At 34.1% G+C, this 13,455-nt stretch carries 11 protein-coding genes, 2 tRNA genes, 1 riboswitch and 1 other annotated feature; of the genes, 12 read left to right on the top strand and 1 reads right to left on the bottom strand.

Annotated elements, in window-relative coordinates:
• Positions 1 to 24: 24 nt before the first annotated feature.
• Positions 25 to 837 carry an NAD(P)H-hydrate dehydratase gene (locus HMPREF3131_RS06600; RefSeq protein WP_002488487.1) on the bottom strand — a complete coding sequence of 271 codons (813 nt, stop codon included), beginning with the start codon at positions 835 to 837 and terminating at the stop codon, positions 25 to 27.
• Between the two features lie 270 nt (positions 838 to 1,107).
• Positions 1,108 to 1,311: a binding site (T-box leader), on the top strand.
• 75 nt (positions 1,312 to 1,386) lie between these two features.
• Between HMPREF3131_RS06600 and serS the strand changes: the two genes are divergently transcribed.
• The 12 genes from serS (at position 1,387) to yycF (ending at position 13,450) form a co-directional block, all read left to right on the top strand.
• Entirely contained in the window at positions 1,387 to 2,670 is a 1,284-nt protein-coding gene (serS, locus tag HMPREF3131_RS06595; RefSeq protein WP_002488451.1) for a serine--tRNA ligase, read from the top strand.
• Between the two features lie 287 nt (positions 2,671 to 2,957).
• Positions 2,958 to 3,653 carry an AzlC family ABC transporter permease gene (locus HMPREF3131_RS06590; protein ID WP_017175619.1) on the top strand — a complete coding sequence of 232 codons (696 nt, stop codon included), beginning with the start codon at positions 2,958 to 2,960 and terminating at the stop codon, positions 3,651 to 3,653.
• The gene (locus HMPREF3131_RS06585; protein ID WP_048680094.1) at positions 3,650 to 3,979 is read left to right on the top strand and encodes an AzlD domain-containing protein; all 330 of its coding nucleotides are present in this window, start codon (positions 3,650 to 3,652) and stop codon (positions 3,977 to 3,979) included. The genes HMPREF3131_RS06590 and HMPREF3131_RS06585 overlap by 4 nt, the downstream gene beginning before the upstream one ends.
• Before the next feature lie 85 nt (positions 3,980 to 4,064).
• A riboswitch (SAM riboswitch) is annotated at positions 4,065 to 4,165 on the top strand.
• 71 nt (positions 4,166 to 4,236) lie between these two features.
• Positions 4,237 to 5,205, top strand: a complete 969-nt coding sequence (locus HMPREF3131_RS06580; protein ID WP_017175617.1) for a homoserine O-acetyltransferase MetX — start codon at positions 4,237 to 4,239, stop codon at positions 5,203 to 5,205.
• 89 nt (positions 5,206 to 5,294) lie between these two features.
• Positions 5,295 to 6,206: a YybS family protein gene (locus HMPREF3131_RS06575; protein ID WP_017175616.1), complete on the top strand. Its 912-nt coding sequence runs from the start codon at positions 5,295 to 5,297 to the stop codon at positions 6,204 to 6,206.
• A 27-nt stretch (positions 6,207 to 6,233) separates the two neighbouring features.
• On the top strand, positions 6,234 to 8,201 hold the full coding sequence (locus tag HMPREF3131_RS06570) for a DHH family phosphoesterase (protein ID WP_017175615.1): 1,968 nt from the start codon (positions 6,234 to 6,236) through the stop codon (positions 8,199 to 8,201).
• Positions 8,198 to 8,644, top strand: a complete 447-nt coding sequence (gene rplI / locus HMPREF3131_RS06565) for a 50S ribosomal protein L9 (protein ID WP_002488452.1) — start codon at positions 8,198 to 8,200, stop codon at positions 8,642 to 8,644. The genes HMPREF3131_RS06570 and rplI overlap by 4 nt, the downstream gene beginning before the upstream one ends.
• Positions 8,645 to 8,752: 108 nt before the next feature.
• Positions 8,753 to 10,153 carry a replicative DNA helicase gene (gene dnaB / locus HMPREF3131_RS06560; protein WP_070436570.1) on the top strand — a complete coding sequence of 467 codons (1,401 nt, stop codon included), beginning with the start codon at positions 8,753 to 8,755 and terminating at the stop codon, positions 10,151 to 10,153.
• Positions 10,154 to 10,433: 280 nt separating this feature from the next.
• Positions 10,434 to 11,717 (top strand): adenylosuccinate synthase, encoded by a 1,284-nt coding sequence (locus HMPREF3131_RS06555; protein ID WP_017175614.1) that lies wholly within the window; start codon positions 10,434 to 10,436, stop codon positions 11,715 to 11,717.
• Positions 11,718 to 12,107: 390 nt separating this feature from the next.
• Positions 12,108 to 12,182: transfer RNA gene (locus HMPREF3131_RS06550), tRNA-Glu, on the top strand.
• Between the two features lie 5 nt (positions 12,183 to 12,187).
• A tRNA-Asp gene (locus HMPREF3131_RS06545) sits at positions 12,188 to 12,260 on the top strand.
• A gap of 488 nt (positions 12,261 to 12,748) precedes the next feature.
• Positions 12,749 to 13,450: a response regulator YycF gene (yycF, locus tag HMPREF3131_RS06540; RefSeq protein WP_049379434.1), complete on the top strand. Its 702-nt coding sequence runs from the start codon at positions 12,749 to 12,751 to the stop codon at positions 13,448 to 13,450.
• Positions 13,451 to 13,455: the final 5 nt, after the last annotated feature.

Genomic DNA, 13,455 nt, shown 5'->3' with positions numbered 1-13,455 from the left:
ATAGGGAAGTCTTATTTTTATTATTTATCGTTCTAATTCTTTCATTACATAAGGAATTTGATTAATTAATTTTGAAGGGGGCACAACGTACATTTTTTCAGAAAGTTTTTCACCAATATAACTGTGAATATAAGTTGCGCTCGTAACGGCATCTTGTAAGCTATCAAATTGACCTACAAAACTTGTAATCATACCAGCTAATGTATCACCCATACCACCTGTAGCCATTGCAGGTGTGCCAATTGGTAATTTGTATTCTTTATCTTTAAAGAAGATTTCTGTACCGTGTTTTTTTAGTACTACAGTAGCACCTAATTTATCCACAGCTTCTCTATTTCTTTCATACGTTTGTTCTTCAATAGGAATACCACTTAGACGTTCCCATTCTTTTTGATGTGGTGTAAAGATAACACGACATGTAGGAATATCAGGTTTAAGTTTACAAAATATTGTAATTGCATCACCATCTACAATTAAGTTTTGGTGGGGTTGAATATTTTGTAGTAAGAAAGTAATCGCATTATTTCCTTTAAAATCAACGCCAAGACCTGGTCCAATTAAAATACTATCTGTATTCTCAATCATTTTTGTTAACATTTTAGTATCATTAATATCTATTACCATTGCTTCAGGACAACGTGAATGAATGGCTGCATGATTAGTAGGATGTGTGGCTACAGTAATTAAACCACTTCCACTAAAAAGACATGCACGGGCAGCTAACATGATTGCTCCGCCTAAATTTGCACTACCACCAATTAAAAGAATTTTTCCATAATCACCTTTATGCGTTTCGTCATTACGTTTAGGAATTGTCACATTAGTTAATGTTTCCATATGATGAATCCTCCCTATTTAGATTCGAAAGTCATAACTTCTATATATTAAATTAATGAAATGATGAGTTATTAAGACAAGCGAAAATATCATGTGCATTTTAAATACAATAGAAAATATTATACCTGCTTAAGCGTTTCGTCAACACTATTTTAAATAAATTTATAAATGCTAAAATTGACAGAATTTTAACGTATGTAGTTTGTTATATTTGGTTGAGGTAACTGCTTGAAAATTATATATGACTTTGCTATATTAAAATTAACTTAATAAAGTATTGTTCGTAGGCTAAGTAACATAAGGGTATTAATTTCAGAGAGCTTGTGGTTAGTGTAAACAAGTAATTAATTTTTATGCGAATCTACCTACTTATATTGAACAATCGGTTTTAACCGTTATCGATAGTGGAGTGCAATTTAGTTTATTTAATTAAATTGTTAAATAGGGTGGCAACGCGTAGACCACGTCCCTTGTATGGGGACGTGGTCTTTTTTTATTTTAAATCGCTATGGTCACTCAATATAAATTTTTTGGAAGGATGAATATTATATGTTAGACATCAAGCAATTCAGAGACGAAACGGACAAAGTTAAGAGCAAAATTGAATTACGAGGAGATGATTCAAAGGTTGTTGATGAAGTATTAGAATTAGATAATCAACGTCGTGATTTAATTGGTAAAACAGAAGAAATGAAAGCACGTCGTAACAAAGTAAGTGATCAAATCGCTGAAAAAAAACGTAATAAAGAAGATGCAGATGACGTCATTAAAGAAATGCGTGAATTAGGCGATGAAATTAAAGAAAATGATGCAAAATTAAATGAAGTAGATAACAAAATTCGTGATATCTTAATTCGTATTCCAAACTTAATTGCAGATGACGTACCACAAGGTGCTGACGACACTGAAAATGTTGAATTAAAAAAATGGGGTACGCCTCGTGAATTTGATTTTGAACCAAAAGCGCACTGGGATTTAGTAGAAGAATTAAAAATGGCTGATTTCGAACGTGCTGCAAAAGTATCAGGTGCGCGCTTCGTTTATTTAACTAAAGATGGTGCTTTATTAGAACGTGCATTAATGAACTATATGTTAACAAAACATACAACACAACATGGTTATACAGAAATGATGACACCTCAATTGGTAAATGCAGATACAATGTTTGGTACAGGCCAATTACCTAAATTTGAAGAAGATTTATTCAAAGTTGAAAAAGAAGGCTTATATACAATTCCAACTGCAGAAGTGCCATTAACAAACTTCTATAGAAATGAAATTATCCAACCTGGCGTGTTACCAGAAAAATTCACTGGTCAAACTGCATGTTTCCGTAGTGAAGCGGGATCAGCTGGTAGAGATACAAGAGGTTTAATTCGTTTACATCAATTCGATAAAGTTGAAATGGTGCGTTTTGAAAAACCTGAAGATTCTTGGGATGCATTAGAAGATATGACTCAAAATGCCGAAGCAATTTTAGAAGAATTAAAATTACCATATCGTCGCGTGATCTTATGTACTGGAGATATTGGTTTCAGCGCAAGTAAAACATATGACTTAGAAGTATGGTTACCAAGTTACAATGACTACAAAGAAATTAGTTCTTGCTCAAACTGTACTGATTTCCAAGCTCGTCGTGCTAACATTCGTTTCAAACGTGATGCTTCTTCTAAACCAGAATTAGTACACACATTAAATGGTAGTGGACTTGCAGTAGGTCGTACATTTGCAGCTATCGTAGAAAACTACCAAAACGAAGATGGTTCAATTACAATTCCAGAAGCACTTGTACCATTTATGGGCGGCAAAACAGAAATTCGTCCAGTCAACTAATCATTCAATAGAATTCAACTCATAAAGTGATAGAGTGACATAGTCCTCTATCGCTTTATTTATTTTTATATTAAATAAGACTGCTTTGATAAAGGTAGCTTTTAAAAATATCGAAAATTTCTGATATTTTTAAAACATTGAATTATCAATATTTCTAAACGCCCTTCTCTCTAACCTCACTCAAACGGACGTCTAAAGATATTGAAGCGTCTATTAGATTATATTAGACTGAATTTAATTAAAATATATAGTCAATTTGAAAATACATATATAAAGAGGGAGCTAACATGACGTCACATGTAACATTTCAACAAGGAGTCAAAGAATGTATTCCAACACTACTAGGATACATCGGTATAGGACTATCATTTGGCATTGTGGCAGCTTCTCAGGATTTTAGTGTTCTAGAAATTCTTCTGTTATGTTTATTGGTTTATGCAGGCGCAGCACAATTTATTATTTGTGCTTTAGTTATTACTGGTACACCTATATCAGCAATCGTGTTAACAACGTTAATTGTGAATTCCCGCTTCTTTTTATTGTCTATGACATTATCACCTAATTATAAAGATTATGGTATATGGAATCGTTTAGCTTTGTCTTCTCTTCTTACTGACGAGACCTTTGGGGTTGCTATAACGCCACACTTAAAAGGGGAAACAATTAATGACCGATGGTTACATGGATTAAATATTACTGCTTATTCATTTTGGGCAATCGCTTGTGTGTTAGGAGCAGTCTTTGGGAAATACATCTCTCATCCTGAAATGTTAGGATTAGACTTTGCGATTACAGCTATGTTTATTTTCTTGGCTATGGCTCAATTTGAAACGATTACACGTTCCAAAATAAGTATATATATCGTATTAATTGCGTTCGTTATTGTAATGATGTTCATTTTAAGTTGGTTGATGCCCTCTTATGTGGCCATTCTTGTTACATCAATTTGTGCTGCAACACTTGGGGTGGTGATGGATCGATGACGATAACTGGACATATGCTTTTACTCATCGTTTTATGTGGATTAGTGACATTAATTGTACGTGTCGTACCTTTTTTAATGATTTCACGTATTCAACTGTCAGAAACAGTCATCAAATGGCTGTCGTTTATTCCAATTTCATTATTCACTGCGTTAGTTATTGATAGTTTTATCGTTCAACATAAAGGCATGCAGGGCTTTGAATTAAATATTCCATTCATTGTAGCAACCATTCCTACAGTCATTATCGCAATTGTGACGCGTAGTCTAACCATCACTATTATTGTAGGTATTATATTCATTGCAGGTATACGATGGTTCTTTTAACCCATTTATTTACTGCGCATTGAAGTTAACTAGACAATTGTATTAAAATAAATTTAAATTAAACAATGCAATCAATATATAGATACTCTTATTTTGAGAAGTAGAGGGAATTGGCCCTATGAAGCTTCAGCAACCGACAAATCATTGTACGGTGCTACAACCAACGAGATACTCGAATGATAAGTACTAAAGTATTATCGCTTCACACTTTTAAAATTAAGAGTAGAAGCGATTTTTTTATTCTAAGGAGGCATAGCATGACAAATTATACAGTAGATACATTACATTTAGGTGCTTTTACAACAGAATCAGGTGAAACAATTGAGAATCTAAAATTGCGTTATGAGCACGTAGGTTATTCGGGACAACCGCTTGTTGTGGTTTGTCATGCTCTGACTGGTAATCATTTAACTTATGGTACAGATGAACATCCTGGATGGTGGCGTGAAATCATTGATGGTGGTTATATGCCAATCTATGATTATCAGTTTCTTACTTTTAATGTTATTGGAAGTCCTTTTGGTTCAAGCTCCCCATTAAACGATGCTCATTTTCCTAAAACAATAACATTAAGAGATATAGTTAAGGCAATTGAATTGGGAATAAAGGCCCTTGGATTTACTAAAATCGATATTTTAATTGGTGGCAGTTTAGGTGGCATGCAAGTGATGGAATTATTATATAATCATCAATTCGAAGTAGATAAGGCAGTCATCTTAGCAGCTACAGATAAAACCTCTTCATACAGTCGTGCTTTCAATGAAATTGCACGTGAAGCGATTCATATTGGAGGTAAAGAGGGACTTAGTATTGCAAGACAACTTGGATTCTTAACATATCGTTCTTCAAAAAGTTATGACGCGCGTTTCACACCAGATGAAGTAGTCAATTATCAACGTTATCAAGGCAATAAGTTTAAAGAATCCTACGATTTATCGTGTTACTTAACGATGTTGAATGTCTTAGATAGTCATCATCTTGATCGTCAGCGCGATGATGTGGATGAGGTCTTCCAATCTTTAAATACAAAAGTACTAACTATGGGCTTTACAGATGACTTGTTATATCCAGATGATCAAGTTAGAGCAGTAGGAGAACGTTTTAAATATCATCGTCACTTTTTTGTTCCAGACAACGTAGGCCATGATGGTTTTTTACTTAATTTTAATGACTGGGCACCTAACTTGTATCACTTTTTAAAAGTTTCGAAATTCAAACGAAAATAATAGATAAGAGAACAGTTAACACATTTGTTTAATTTGAATATAGAGGTTAAAATAGACGTTATAGTCAAAAAAGTATAGGAGTGGCGAATGTGTTTTCAAAAGTACATCCTAAAGCAATAATTATAGGAACTATCGTGCTTGTAGCAGTTGCTTTAGTTACGTATGTATTGCCAATAATTGGTCTGATTCTATGTTTATTCGCTACCATTCCAGGGATTATCATGTGGCATAAATCAATTGCTACATTTGGAATTGGAGCTTTACTCACTGTAGTCATCACGACCTTATTAGGGAATACCTTTGTATTAAGTGCCATGATTCTAGTTTTATTACTAAGTTTTGTAATTGGCCAATTATTAAAAGAACGTACATCTAAAGAACGCATCTTATATATTACAACAATGTATATAAGTATTGTGACGTTAATTGCATTTATGTTATTACAAGCGTTCAAAAAGATTCCAAATACCGAAGTATTGATTAAACCAGCAAAAGACGCAATGAACAATGCGATTGTAAATTCAGGCGTTGAATCAGATTATAAGATCATCTTAGAAGAAGGATTTCGTCAAATGGCTGTTCAACTTCCAAGTTACATCATTATTATGGTCTTTCTTTTAGTTTTAATTAATATCATCATTACATTTCCAATTTTACGCAAATTCAAAGTAGCAACACCTATTTTTAGACCTTTATTTGCTTGGCAGATGAATCGCACATTATTATGGATTTACATGATTGTGCTAGTATGTGTGATGTTTGCGATGAAACCAAGTATATTCCAAAGTATCGTATTGAATTTCGAAGTTGTGTTATCATTATTAATGTATATCCAAGGATTGAGTTTGATTCATTTCTTTGGAAAGGCCAAACGATTACCTGATGCGGTATCTATATTATTAATGGTCGTGGGGACAGTGATTTCACCCTTTACGCATATCGTATCATTACTTGGCGTACTTGATTTAGGAATTAACTTAAAACGAATGATTAAAAAATGACTTTAAAAAGTGAATAGAGGTGGAAGAATGAACCGTCAATCCACTAAAAAAGCATTGCTTATTCCTTACATTTTGATGGTGCTTACGGCAATTGCAATTGTTATTGTAGGGTTTATATTTAAACCTTTAATTGCAACGTTTACGGCGATTGCTTTAATCATTATGATCGTCATTAGTGCGGTATTGATTAAACAAGCATTATCAAAAATGGATCATTATGTGGATAATCTGAGTGGTCATATTTCAGCAGGAAGTAATAAAGCAATTAAACGCATGCCAATTGGTTTAGTTGTGATTGATGCTGACGATCACATCGAATGGATCAACCAATATATGTCTGAACATCTAGAAACGAATGTCATCTCAGAACCAGTCAATGAAGTTTTTCCGAATATTCTTAAGCAACTTGAAAGAATACAAGAAATAGAAATCGAACATGGTCAGTACCATTATCATGTGCGTTATTCTGAAGAAGAACGTTGTTTATATTTCTTCGATATTACAGAAGAAGTACATACAAATGAATTATATGAAGAATCAAAGCCTATCATTGCAACGTTGTTTTTAGATAACTACGATGAAATTACACAAAATATGAATGACACACAACGTTCTGAAATCAACTCAATGGTGACACGTATTATTAGTCGATGGGCAACTGAATATAACATTTATTTTAAACGTTATAGTTCAGATCAATTCGTAGCGTATTTAAACCAAAAAATCTTAGCAGAAATAGAAGATTCTAATTTTGATATTCTAAGTCAGTTACGTGAAAAAAGTGTAGGCTATCGTGCACAATTGACATTAAGTATTGGTGTTGGTGAAGGTACCGAAGATTTAATTGAACTTGGTGAATTATCTCAATCAGGACTTGATTTAGCCTTAGGTCGTGGAGGAGACCAAGTTGCAATTAAAAACATGAATGGTAATGTCCGCTTTTACGGAGGTAAGACTGACCCGATGGAAAAACGAACACGTGTTAGAGCACGTGTTATCTCTCACGCATTGAAAGATATCTTAACTGAAGGCGACAAAGTGATTATTATGGGACATAAACGTCCCGACTTAGATGCGGTTGGCGCAGCTATTGGAGTATCTCGATTTGCGTCAATGAATAATTTAGAAGCATATGTGGTACTTAATGAAGAAGATATCGATCCAACATTAAGTCGTGTGATGGAAGAAATTGATAAAAAACCTGAATTGAAAGAACGATTTGTGACATCTGATGAGGCTTGGGATATGATGACGTCAAAAACAACGGTTGTTGTGGTAGACACACATAAACCTGAAATGGTATTAGATGAAAATATTTTAAATAAAGCGAATCGTAAAGTAGTCATTGATCATCATAGACGTGGAGAAAGCTTTATTTCAAATCCATTACTCGTTTATATGGAACCTTATGCAAGTTCAACTGCAGAACTTGTCACAGAGTTATTAGAATATCAGCCAACAGAACAACGTTTATCACGTTTAGAATCTACAATTATGTATGCAGGTATTATTGTTGATACACGTAATTTTACATTACGAACAGGTTCAAGAACGTTTGATGCGGCAAGTTATTTACGTGCGCATGGTGCCGATACAATCTTAACGCAACAATTCCTTAAAGATGATGTTGATACGTATATTAATCGTTCTGAATTGATACGTACAGTTGAAGTTCAAGATCACGGTGTCGCGATTGCTCACGGTTCTAATGATAAAATCTATCATCCTGTAACAGTTGCACAAGCTGCGGATGAATTGTTAAGTTTAGAAGGCATTGAAGCTTCTTACGTTGTAGCGAAACGTGAAGATAATCTTATTGGTATTTCAGCACGTTCATTAGGCGGTATTAATGTTCAATTAACAATGGAAGCCTTAGGTGGCGGAGGTCACTTAACAAATGCTGCAACGCAAATAAAAGGTGTCACTATAGAAGAAGCAATCGAGCAATTACAACAAGCAATTACTGAACAAATGAGTAGGAGTGAAGATACATGAAAGTAATATTTACACAAGATGTTAAAGGTAAAGGTAAAAAAGGTGAAGTTAAAGACGTGCCAGTAGGTTACGCAAATAACTTTTTATTAAAAAATAAATATGCTGTTGAAGCAACACCAGGTAATTTAAAACAATTAGAACAACAAAATAGACGTGCTGAAGCGGATAGACAACAAGAAATCGATGATGCTAAAGCATTAAAAGCAAAATTAGAAGATATCGAAGTTGAAGTAAGTGCTAAAACTGGTGAAGGCGGTAAATTGTTTGGTTCTATTAGTACAAAACAAATTGCTGACGCATTAAAAAATCAACACGATATTAAAATTGATAAACGTAAAATGGATTTACCACACGGTATTCACGCGTTAGGTTATACTAATGTACCTGTTAAATTAGACAAAGAAGTTGAAGGTACAATTCGCGTACACACTGTAGAAAAATAAAAAGATTTAGGACAAATAGGTAGTCCATTCTTTTAAAAGCAATTCATAGAAAGATATAATGTTGCACTAGCATGTCGAAAATTTTAAGATAGATGGGTGTAATGATTGATGGATAATATGTATGATCAAAGACAAATGCCCCATAACAATGAAGCTGAACAGTCTGTCTTAGGTGCAATTATTTTAGATCCAGAATTAATAGGTTCGACTCAGGAGGTATTACTTCCTGAGTCGTTTTATAGAGGTGCACACCAACATATCTTTAGAGCAATGATGAACTTAAACGAAGATGCTCATGAGATTGATGTAGTCACGTTAATGGAACAATTAACGAAAGAAGGTACATTAAGTGAGGCTGGTGGCCCTCAATATTTAGCTGAATTATCGAATAATGTACCGACGACACGTAATATTGAATACTATAGAAATATAGTTGCTAATCTTGCGCTTAAACGTCGATTAATTCAAACAGCTGATAGCATTGCGAATGATGGGTATAATAATGCGCTTGAATTAGATGCTATTTTAAGTGATGCTGAAAAACGTATTCTTGAACTCTCAGCAAACCGTCAAAGTGATGGATTTAAAGATATTAGAGATGTCTTAGGTCAAGTATATGAGACTGCAGAGGAACTTGATCAAAATAGTGGGCAAACGCCGGGTATTCCTACTGGATACCGCGATTTAGACCAGATGACTGCGGGCTTTAATAGAAATGATTTAATTATTTTAGCAGCCCGTCCTTCTGTAGGTAAGACTGCCTTCGCACTTAATATCGCTCAAAAAGTAGCCACTCATGAAGATAACTATACAGTAGGTATTTTCTCACTTGAAATGGGTGCCGATCAACTTGCGACACGTATGATTTGTAGTTCAGGAAATGTAGATTCTAACCGTTTAAGAACAGGGACAATGACAGAAGAAGACTGGAATCGATTTACGATTGCAGTAGGTAAATTATCGAGAACAAAGATTTTTATTGATGATACACCAGGAATTCGTATTACAGATTTACGATCAAAGTGTCGTCGTCTTAAACAAGAACATGGTCTTGATATGATTGTCATTGACTATCTACAACTTATTCAAGGGAGTGGCTCACGCTTTTCAGATAATAGACAACAAGAAGTCTCTGAAATCTCACGTACGTTAAAAGCCATCGCTCGTGAATTAGAATGTCCCGTTATCGCACTGAGTCAGTTATCTCGTGGCGTAGAACAACGTCAAGATAAACGACCAATGATGAGTGATATTCGTGAATCAGGATCAATTGAGCAAGACGCAGATATTGTTGCGTTCTTGTATCGTGATGATTATTATAATCGAGGCGATGGTGAAGAAGATGACGATAGTACGCAGTTCGAACCTCAATCCAATGACGATAATGGTGAGATTGAAATTATTATTGCCAAACAACGTAACGGCCCGACAGGCACAGTGAAGTTACACTTTATGAAACAATATAATAAATTTACAGACATTGATTATGCACATGCAGACATGTCATAAAAATATTTTTTTACCGTACATTATTATTATTTTTAATATAAATGTACGGTTTTTATTTTGTTTTTAAAAAGTAAAGTTAAGTGAAGTATGTGTATTAAACATTTGTAAAACTGACTTGAGATACTGGTAAATTAGCAATTTTAAAGGTTTTTTAATAAAAAATACGTATTTATTTGACTGATGTGAATGCTATTTTTAATGTTCGATTTTTATTTGCATTATATGAAACGTATTGATAGAATACTTAGTGGTTAATTGAGAAAACTTTGGAGGTGCTCACATGTCATCAATCGTAGTAGTTGGGACACAATGGGGAGACGAAGGTAAAGGTAAAATTACAGATTTCTTAGCAGAACAAGCAGATGTGATTGCGCGTTTTTCAGGTGGTAATAACGCAGGTCATACCATTCAGTTTGGTGGAGAAACATACAAATTACATTTAGTACCATCAGGTATTTTTTATAAAGATAAATTAGCAGTGATTGGTAATGGAGTGGTTGTAGATCCTGTTGCATTATTAAAAGAATTAGACGGTTTAAATGAACGTGGTATTTCTACAGATAATCTACGTATTTCAAACCGTGCGCAAGTCATCTTACCGTATCACTTAGCACAAGATGAATATGAAGAACGTCGTCGCGGCGATAATAAAATCGGTACAACGAAAAAAGGTATTGGACCAGCTTATGTAGATAAAGCACAACGTATTGGTATTCGTATGGCTGATCTATTAGAAAAAGATACATTTGAAAGACGTTTAAAAGAAAATATTGAGATTAAAAATGCATATTTCAAAGGGATGTTTAATGAAACTTGTCCACACTTTGATGAAATGTTCGATGAATACTATGCCGCTGGTCAACGTTTAAAAGAATTCGTTACAGATACAGCTAAAATTTTGGATGACGCTTTCGTAGCTGATGAAAAGGTTTTATTTGAAGGTGCACAAGGTGTTATGTTAGATATCGACCATGGTACATATCCTTTCGTAACGTCAAGTAATCCTGTTGCAGGTAACGTGACAGTAGGAACTGGCGTGGGTCCAACCTTCGTATCTAAAGTGATTGGTGTATGTAAATCCTATACATCTCGTGTAGGTGATGGCCCATTCCCTACTGAATTATTCGATGAAGATGGTCATCATATTAGAGAAGTAGGTCGTGAATATGGAACGACAACAGGACGTCCTCGTCGTGTAGGTTGGTTCGACTCAGTTGTATTACGTCACTCTCGTCGTGTAAGTGGTATTACAGACTTATCTATTAACTCAATTGACGTTTTAACAGGTTTAGATACAGTTAAAATCTGTACAGCATATGAGTTAGATGGTGAAACAATCACAGAATATCCAGCAAACTTAGATCAATTACGTCGTTGTAAACCCATCTTCGAAGAATTACCTGGTTGGACGGAAGACATTACAGGTTGTCGTACATTAGAAGAATTACCTGAAAACGCACGTAAATACTTAGAACGTATTTCTGAATTATGTGGCGTTCATATTTCAATCTTCTCTGTAGGCCCTGACCGTGAGCAAACAAACCTATTAGAAAAATTATGGTAAGAAAAGCGTATAAACCTAGAGCAATAACGTGCTAAGAGCGAAAATCGGTTTTTGATTTTAGAGATTAGCATATGATGGATGAGAGAATTACGTTTCGAAGCCCGTTAATAATAAAACATTTAATTGTATACATCTAACGTTGTTAAAGTGACTCACTTTAGCAACGTTTTTTATATATAAAATAAGATAATGATAACCGTATCATTTAAATTTGAATATGAATTAATAATGTAAAAGTAAAGAAAAAAAGTATATTGTTATGTAATCTATCTTCAAAACAACTCTTTTTTTCTAAAAATTAAGGAATTATAAAAAAATATTAAAATTATGTAAAAAAGTTCTTGTCTTTAAAATAAAAGCTATGCTATAATCTATCTTGTGCTTAAGAACGGCTCCTTGGTCAAGCGGTTAAGACACCGCCCTTTCACGGCGGTAACACGGGTTCGAGTCCCGTAGGAGTCACCATTTTAGGTCTCGTAGTGTAGCGGTTAACACGCCTGCCTGTCACGCAGGAGATCGCGGGTTCGATTCCCGTCGAGACCGTATTGCTTATCCAAAAGGGTAGGCATTTTTTTTATGCTTTTTTAATATTGCGTCTTTATTTTTATAAATATATAGACGTTATCATGAGTAAAACGATGTGTGTATTACAAATAGGTGACGTCGCAATATATTTTTAATATTTCTCTCTTTTTTTATACATCTTTTATATATCACTCTTAATTTTCAACGACTATCCTCTATCATCATTTTGTAACATTGTATCGTTTCAGTCTTCCTACGACTTTTGTCCAATATTCAAGGCGCTCAACTTATTTGTAATATAAAACGAGAGTGGTAAACTTTAAATTAATGTTATTCTATAATTTTAAATATGAAAATAGAATTAAGTGAATATTAATGTTAAATTATATAGTAGATAAACGTGCGTTAAGACGTAAGATAGCGCCATATAATACAGTTAATGTTTTACTCAAAATATAATAAACATTAAGGTTTAAACTACAATTTGAGAAATGAGGTTTATAGATATGGCTAGAAAAGTTGTTGTAGTTGATGATGAAAAGCCAATTGCGGATATTTTAGAATTTAATTTAAAAAAAGAAGGCTATGAAGTTCATTGCGCTTATGATGGTAATGATGCAGTCGATTTAATTTATGAAGAAGAGCCAGACATCGTATTGTTAGACATTATGTTACCTGGTCGTGATGGCATGGAAGTATGTCGTGAAGTACGTAAAAAATACGAAATGCCAATTATTATGTTAACAGCGAAAGACTCAGAAATTGATAAAGTATTGGGTCTTGAATTAGGCGCTGATGATTATGTGACGAAACCATTTAGTACACGTGAATTAATTGCACGTGTGAAAGCAAACTTAAGACGTCACTATTCTCAACCTGCGCAAGAATCTGAAGGTAAAACGAATGAAATTGCGATTAAAGATATCGTAATTTATCCTGAGGCTTATTCAATTAAAAAACGTGGTGAGGATATTGAATTAACACATCGTGAATTTGAATTATTCCACTATTTGTCAAAACATATGGGTCAAGTTATGACACGTGAACACTTACTACAAACGGTTTGGGGATACGATTATTTTGGAGACGTGCGTACAGTGGATGTAACCATTCGTCGTTTAAGAGAAAAAATTGAAGACGATCCATCTCATCCAGAATATATAGTGACACGTCGAGGCGTTGGATACTTCCTCCAACAACATGATTAGGGGTT

The organism is Staphylococcus sp. HMSC14C01, from assembly GCF_001808085.1.
Classification (GTDB): domain Bacteria; phylum Bacillota; class Bacilli; order Staphylococcales; family Staphylococcaceae; genus Staphylococcus; species Staphylococcus hominis.
Note: the sequence above shows the minus strand (reverse complement) of the source record. Positions and strands in the feature narration are given on the sequence as shown.

What these genes read in the sequence shown, in the direction of transcription:
- HMPREF3131_RS06580 (WP_017175617.1), top strand. Translation starts at nt 4,237, where the DNA reads ATGACAAATTATACAGTAGATACATTACATTTAGGTGCTTTTACAACA.
- HMPREF3131_RS06555 (WP_017175614.1), top strand. Translation starts at nt 10,434, where the DNA reads ATGTCATCAATCGTAGTAGTTGGGACACAATGGGGAGACGAAGGTAAA.
- dnaB (WP_070436570.1), top strand. Translation starts at nt 8,753, where the DNA reads ATGGATAATATGTATGATCAAAGACAAATGCCCCATAACAATGAAGCT.
- HMPREF3131_RS06570 (WP_017175615.1), top strand. Translation starts at nt 6,234, where the DNA reads ATGAACCGTCAATCCACTAAAAAAGCATTGCTTATTCCTTACATTTTG.
- serS (WP_002488451.1), top strand. Translation starts at nt 1,387, where the DNA reads ATGTTAGACATCAAGCAATTCAGAGACGAAACGGACAAAGTTAAGAGC.
- rplI (WP_002488452.1), top strand. Translation starts at nt 8,198, where the DNA reads ATGAAAGTAATATTTACACAAGATGTTAAAGGTAAAGGTAAAAAAGGT.
- HMPREF3131_RS06590 (WP_017175619.1), top strand. Translation starts at nt 2,958, where the DNA reads ATGACGTCACATGTAACATTTCAACAAGGAGTCAAAGAATGTATTCCA.
- yycF (WP_049379434.1), top strand. Translation starts at nt 12,749, where the DNA reads ATGGCTAGAAAAGTTGTTGTAGTTGATGATGAAAAGCCAATTGCGGAT.
- HMPREF3131_RS06585 (WP_048680094.1), top strand. Translation starts at nt 3,650, where the DNA reads ATGACGATAACTGGACATATGCTTTTACTCATCGTTTTATGTGGATTA.
- HMPREF3131_RS06600 (WP_002488487.1), bottom strand. Translation starts at nt 837, where the DNA reads ATGGAAACATTAACTAATGTGACAATTCCTAAACGTAATGACGAAACG.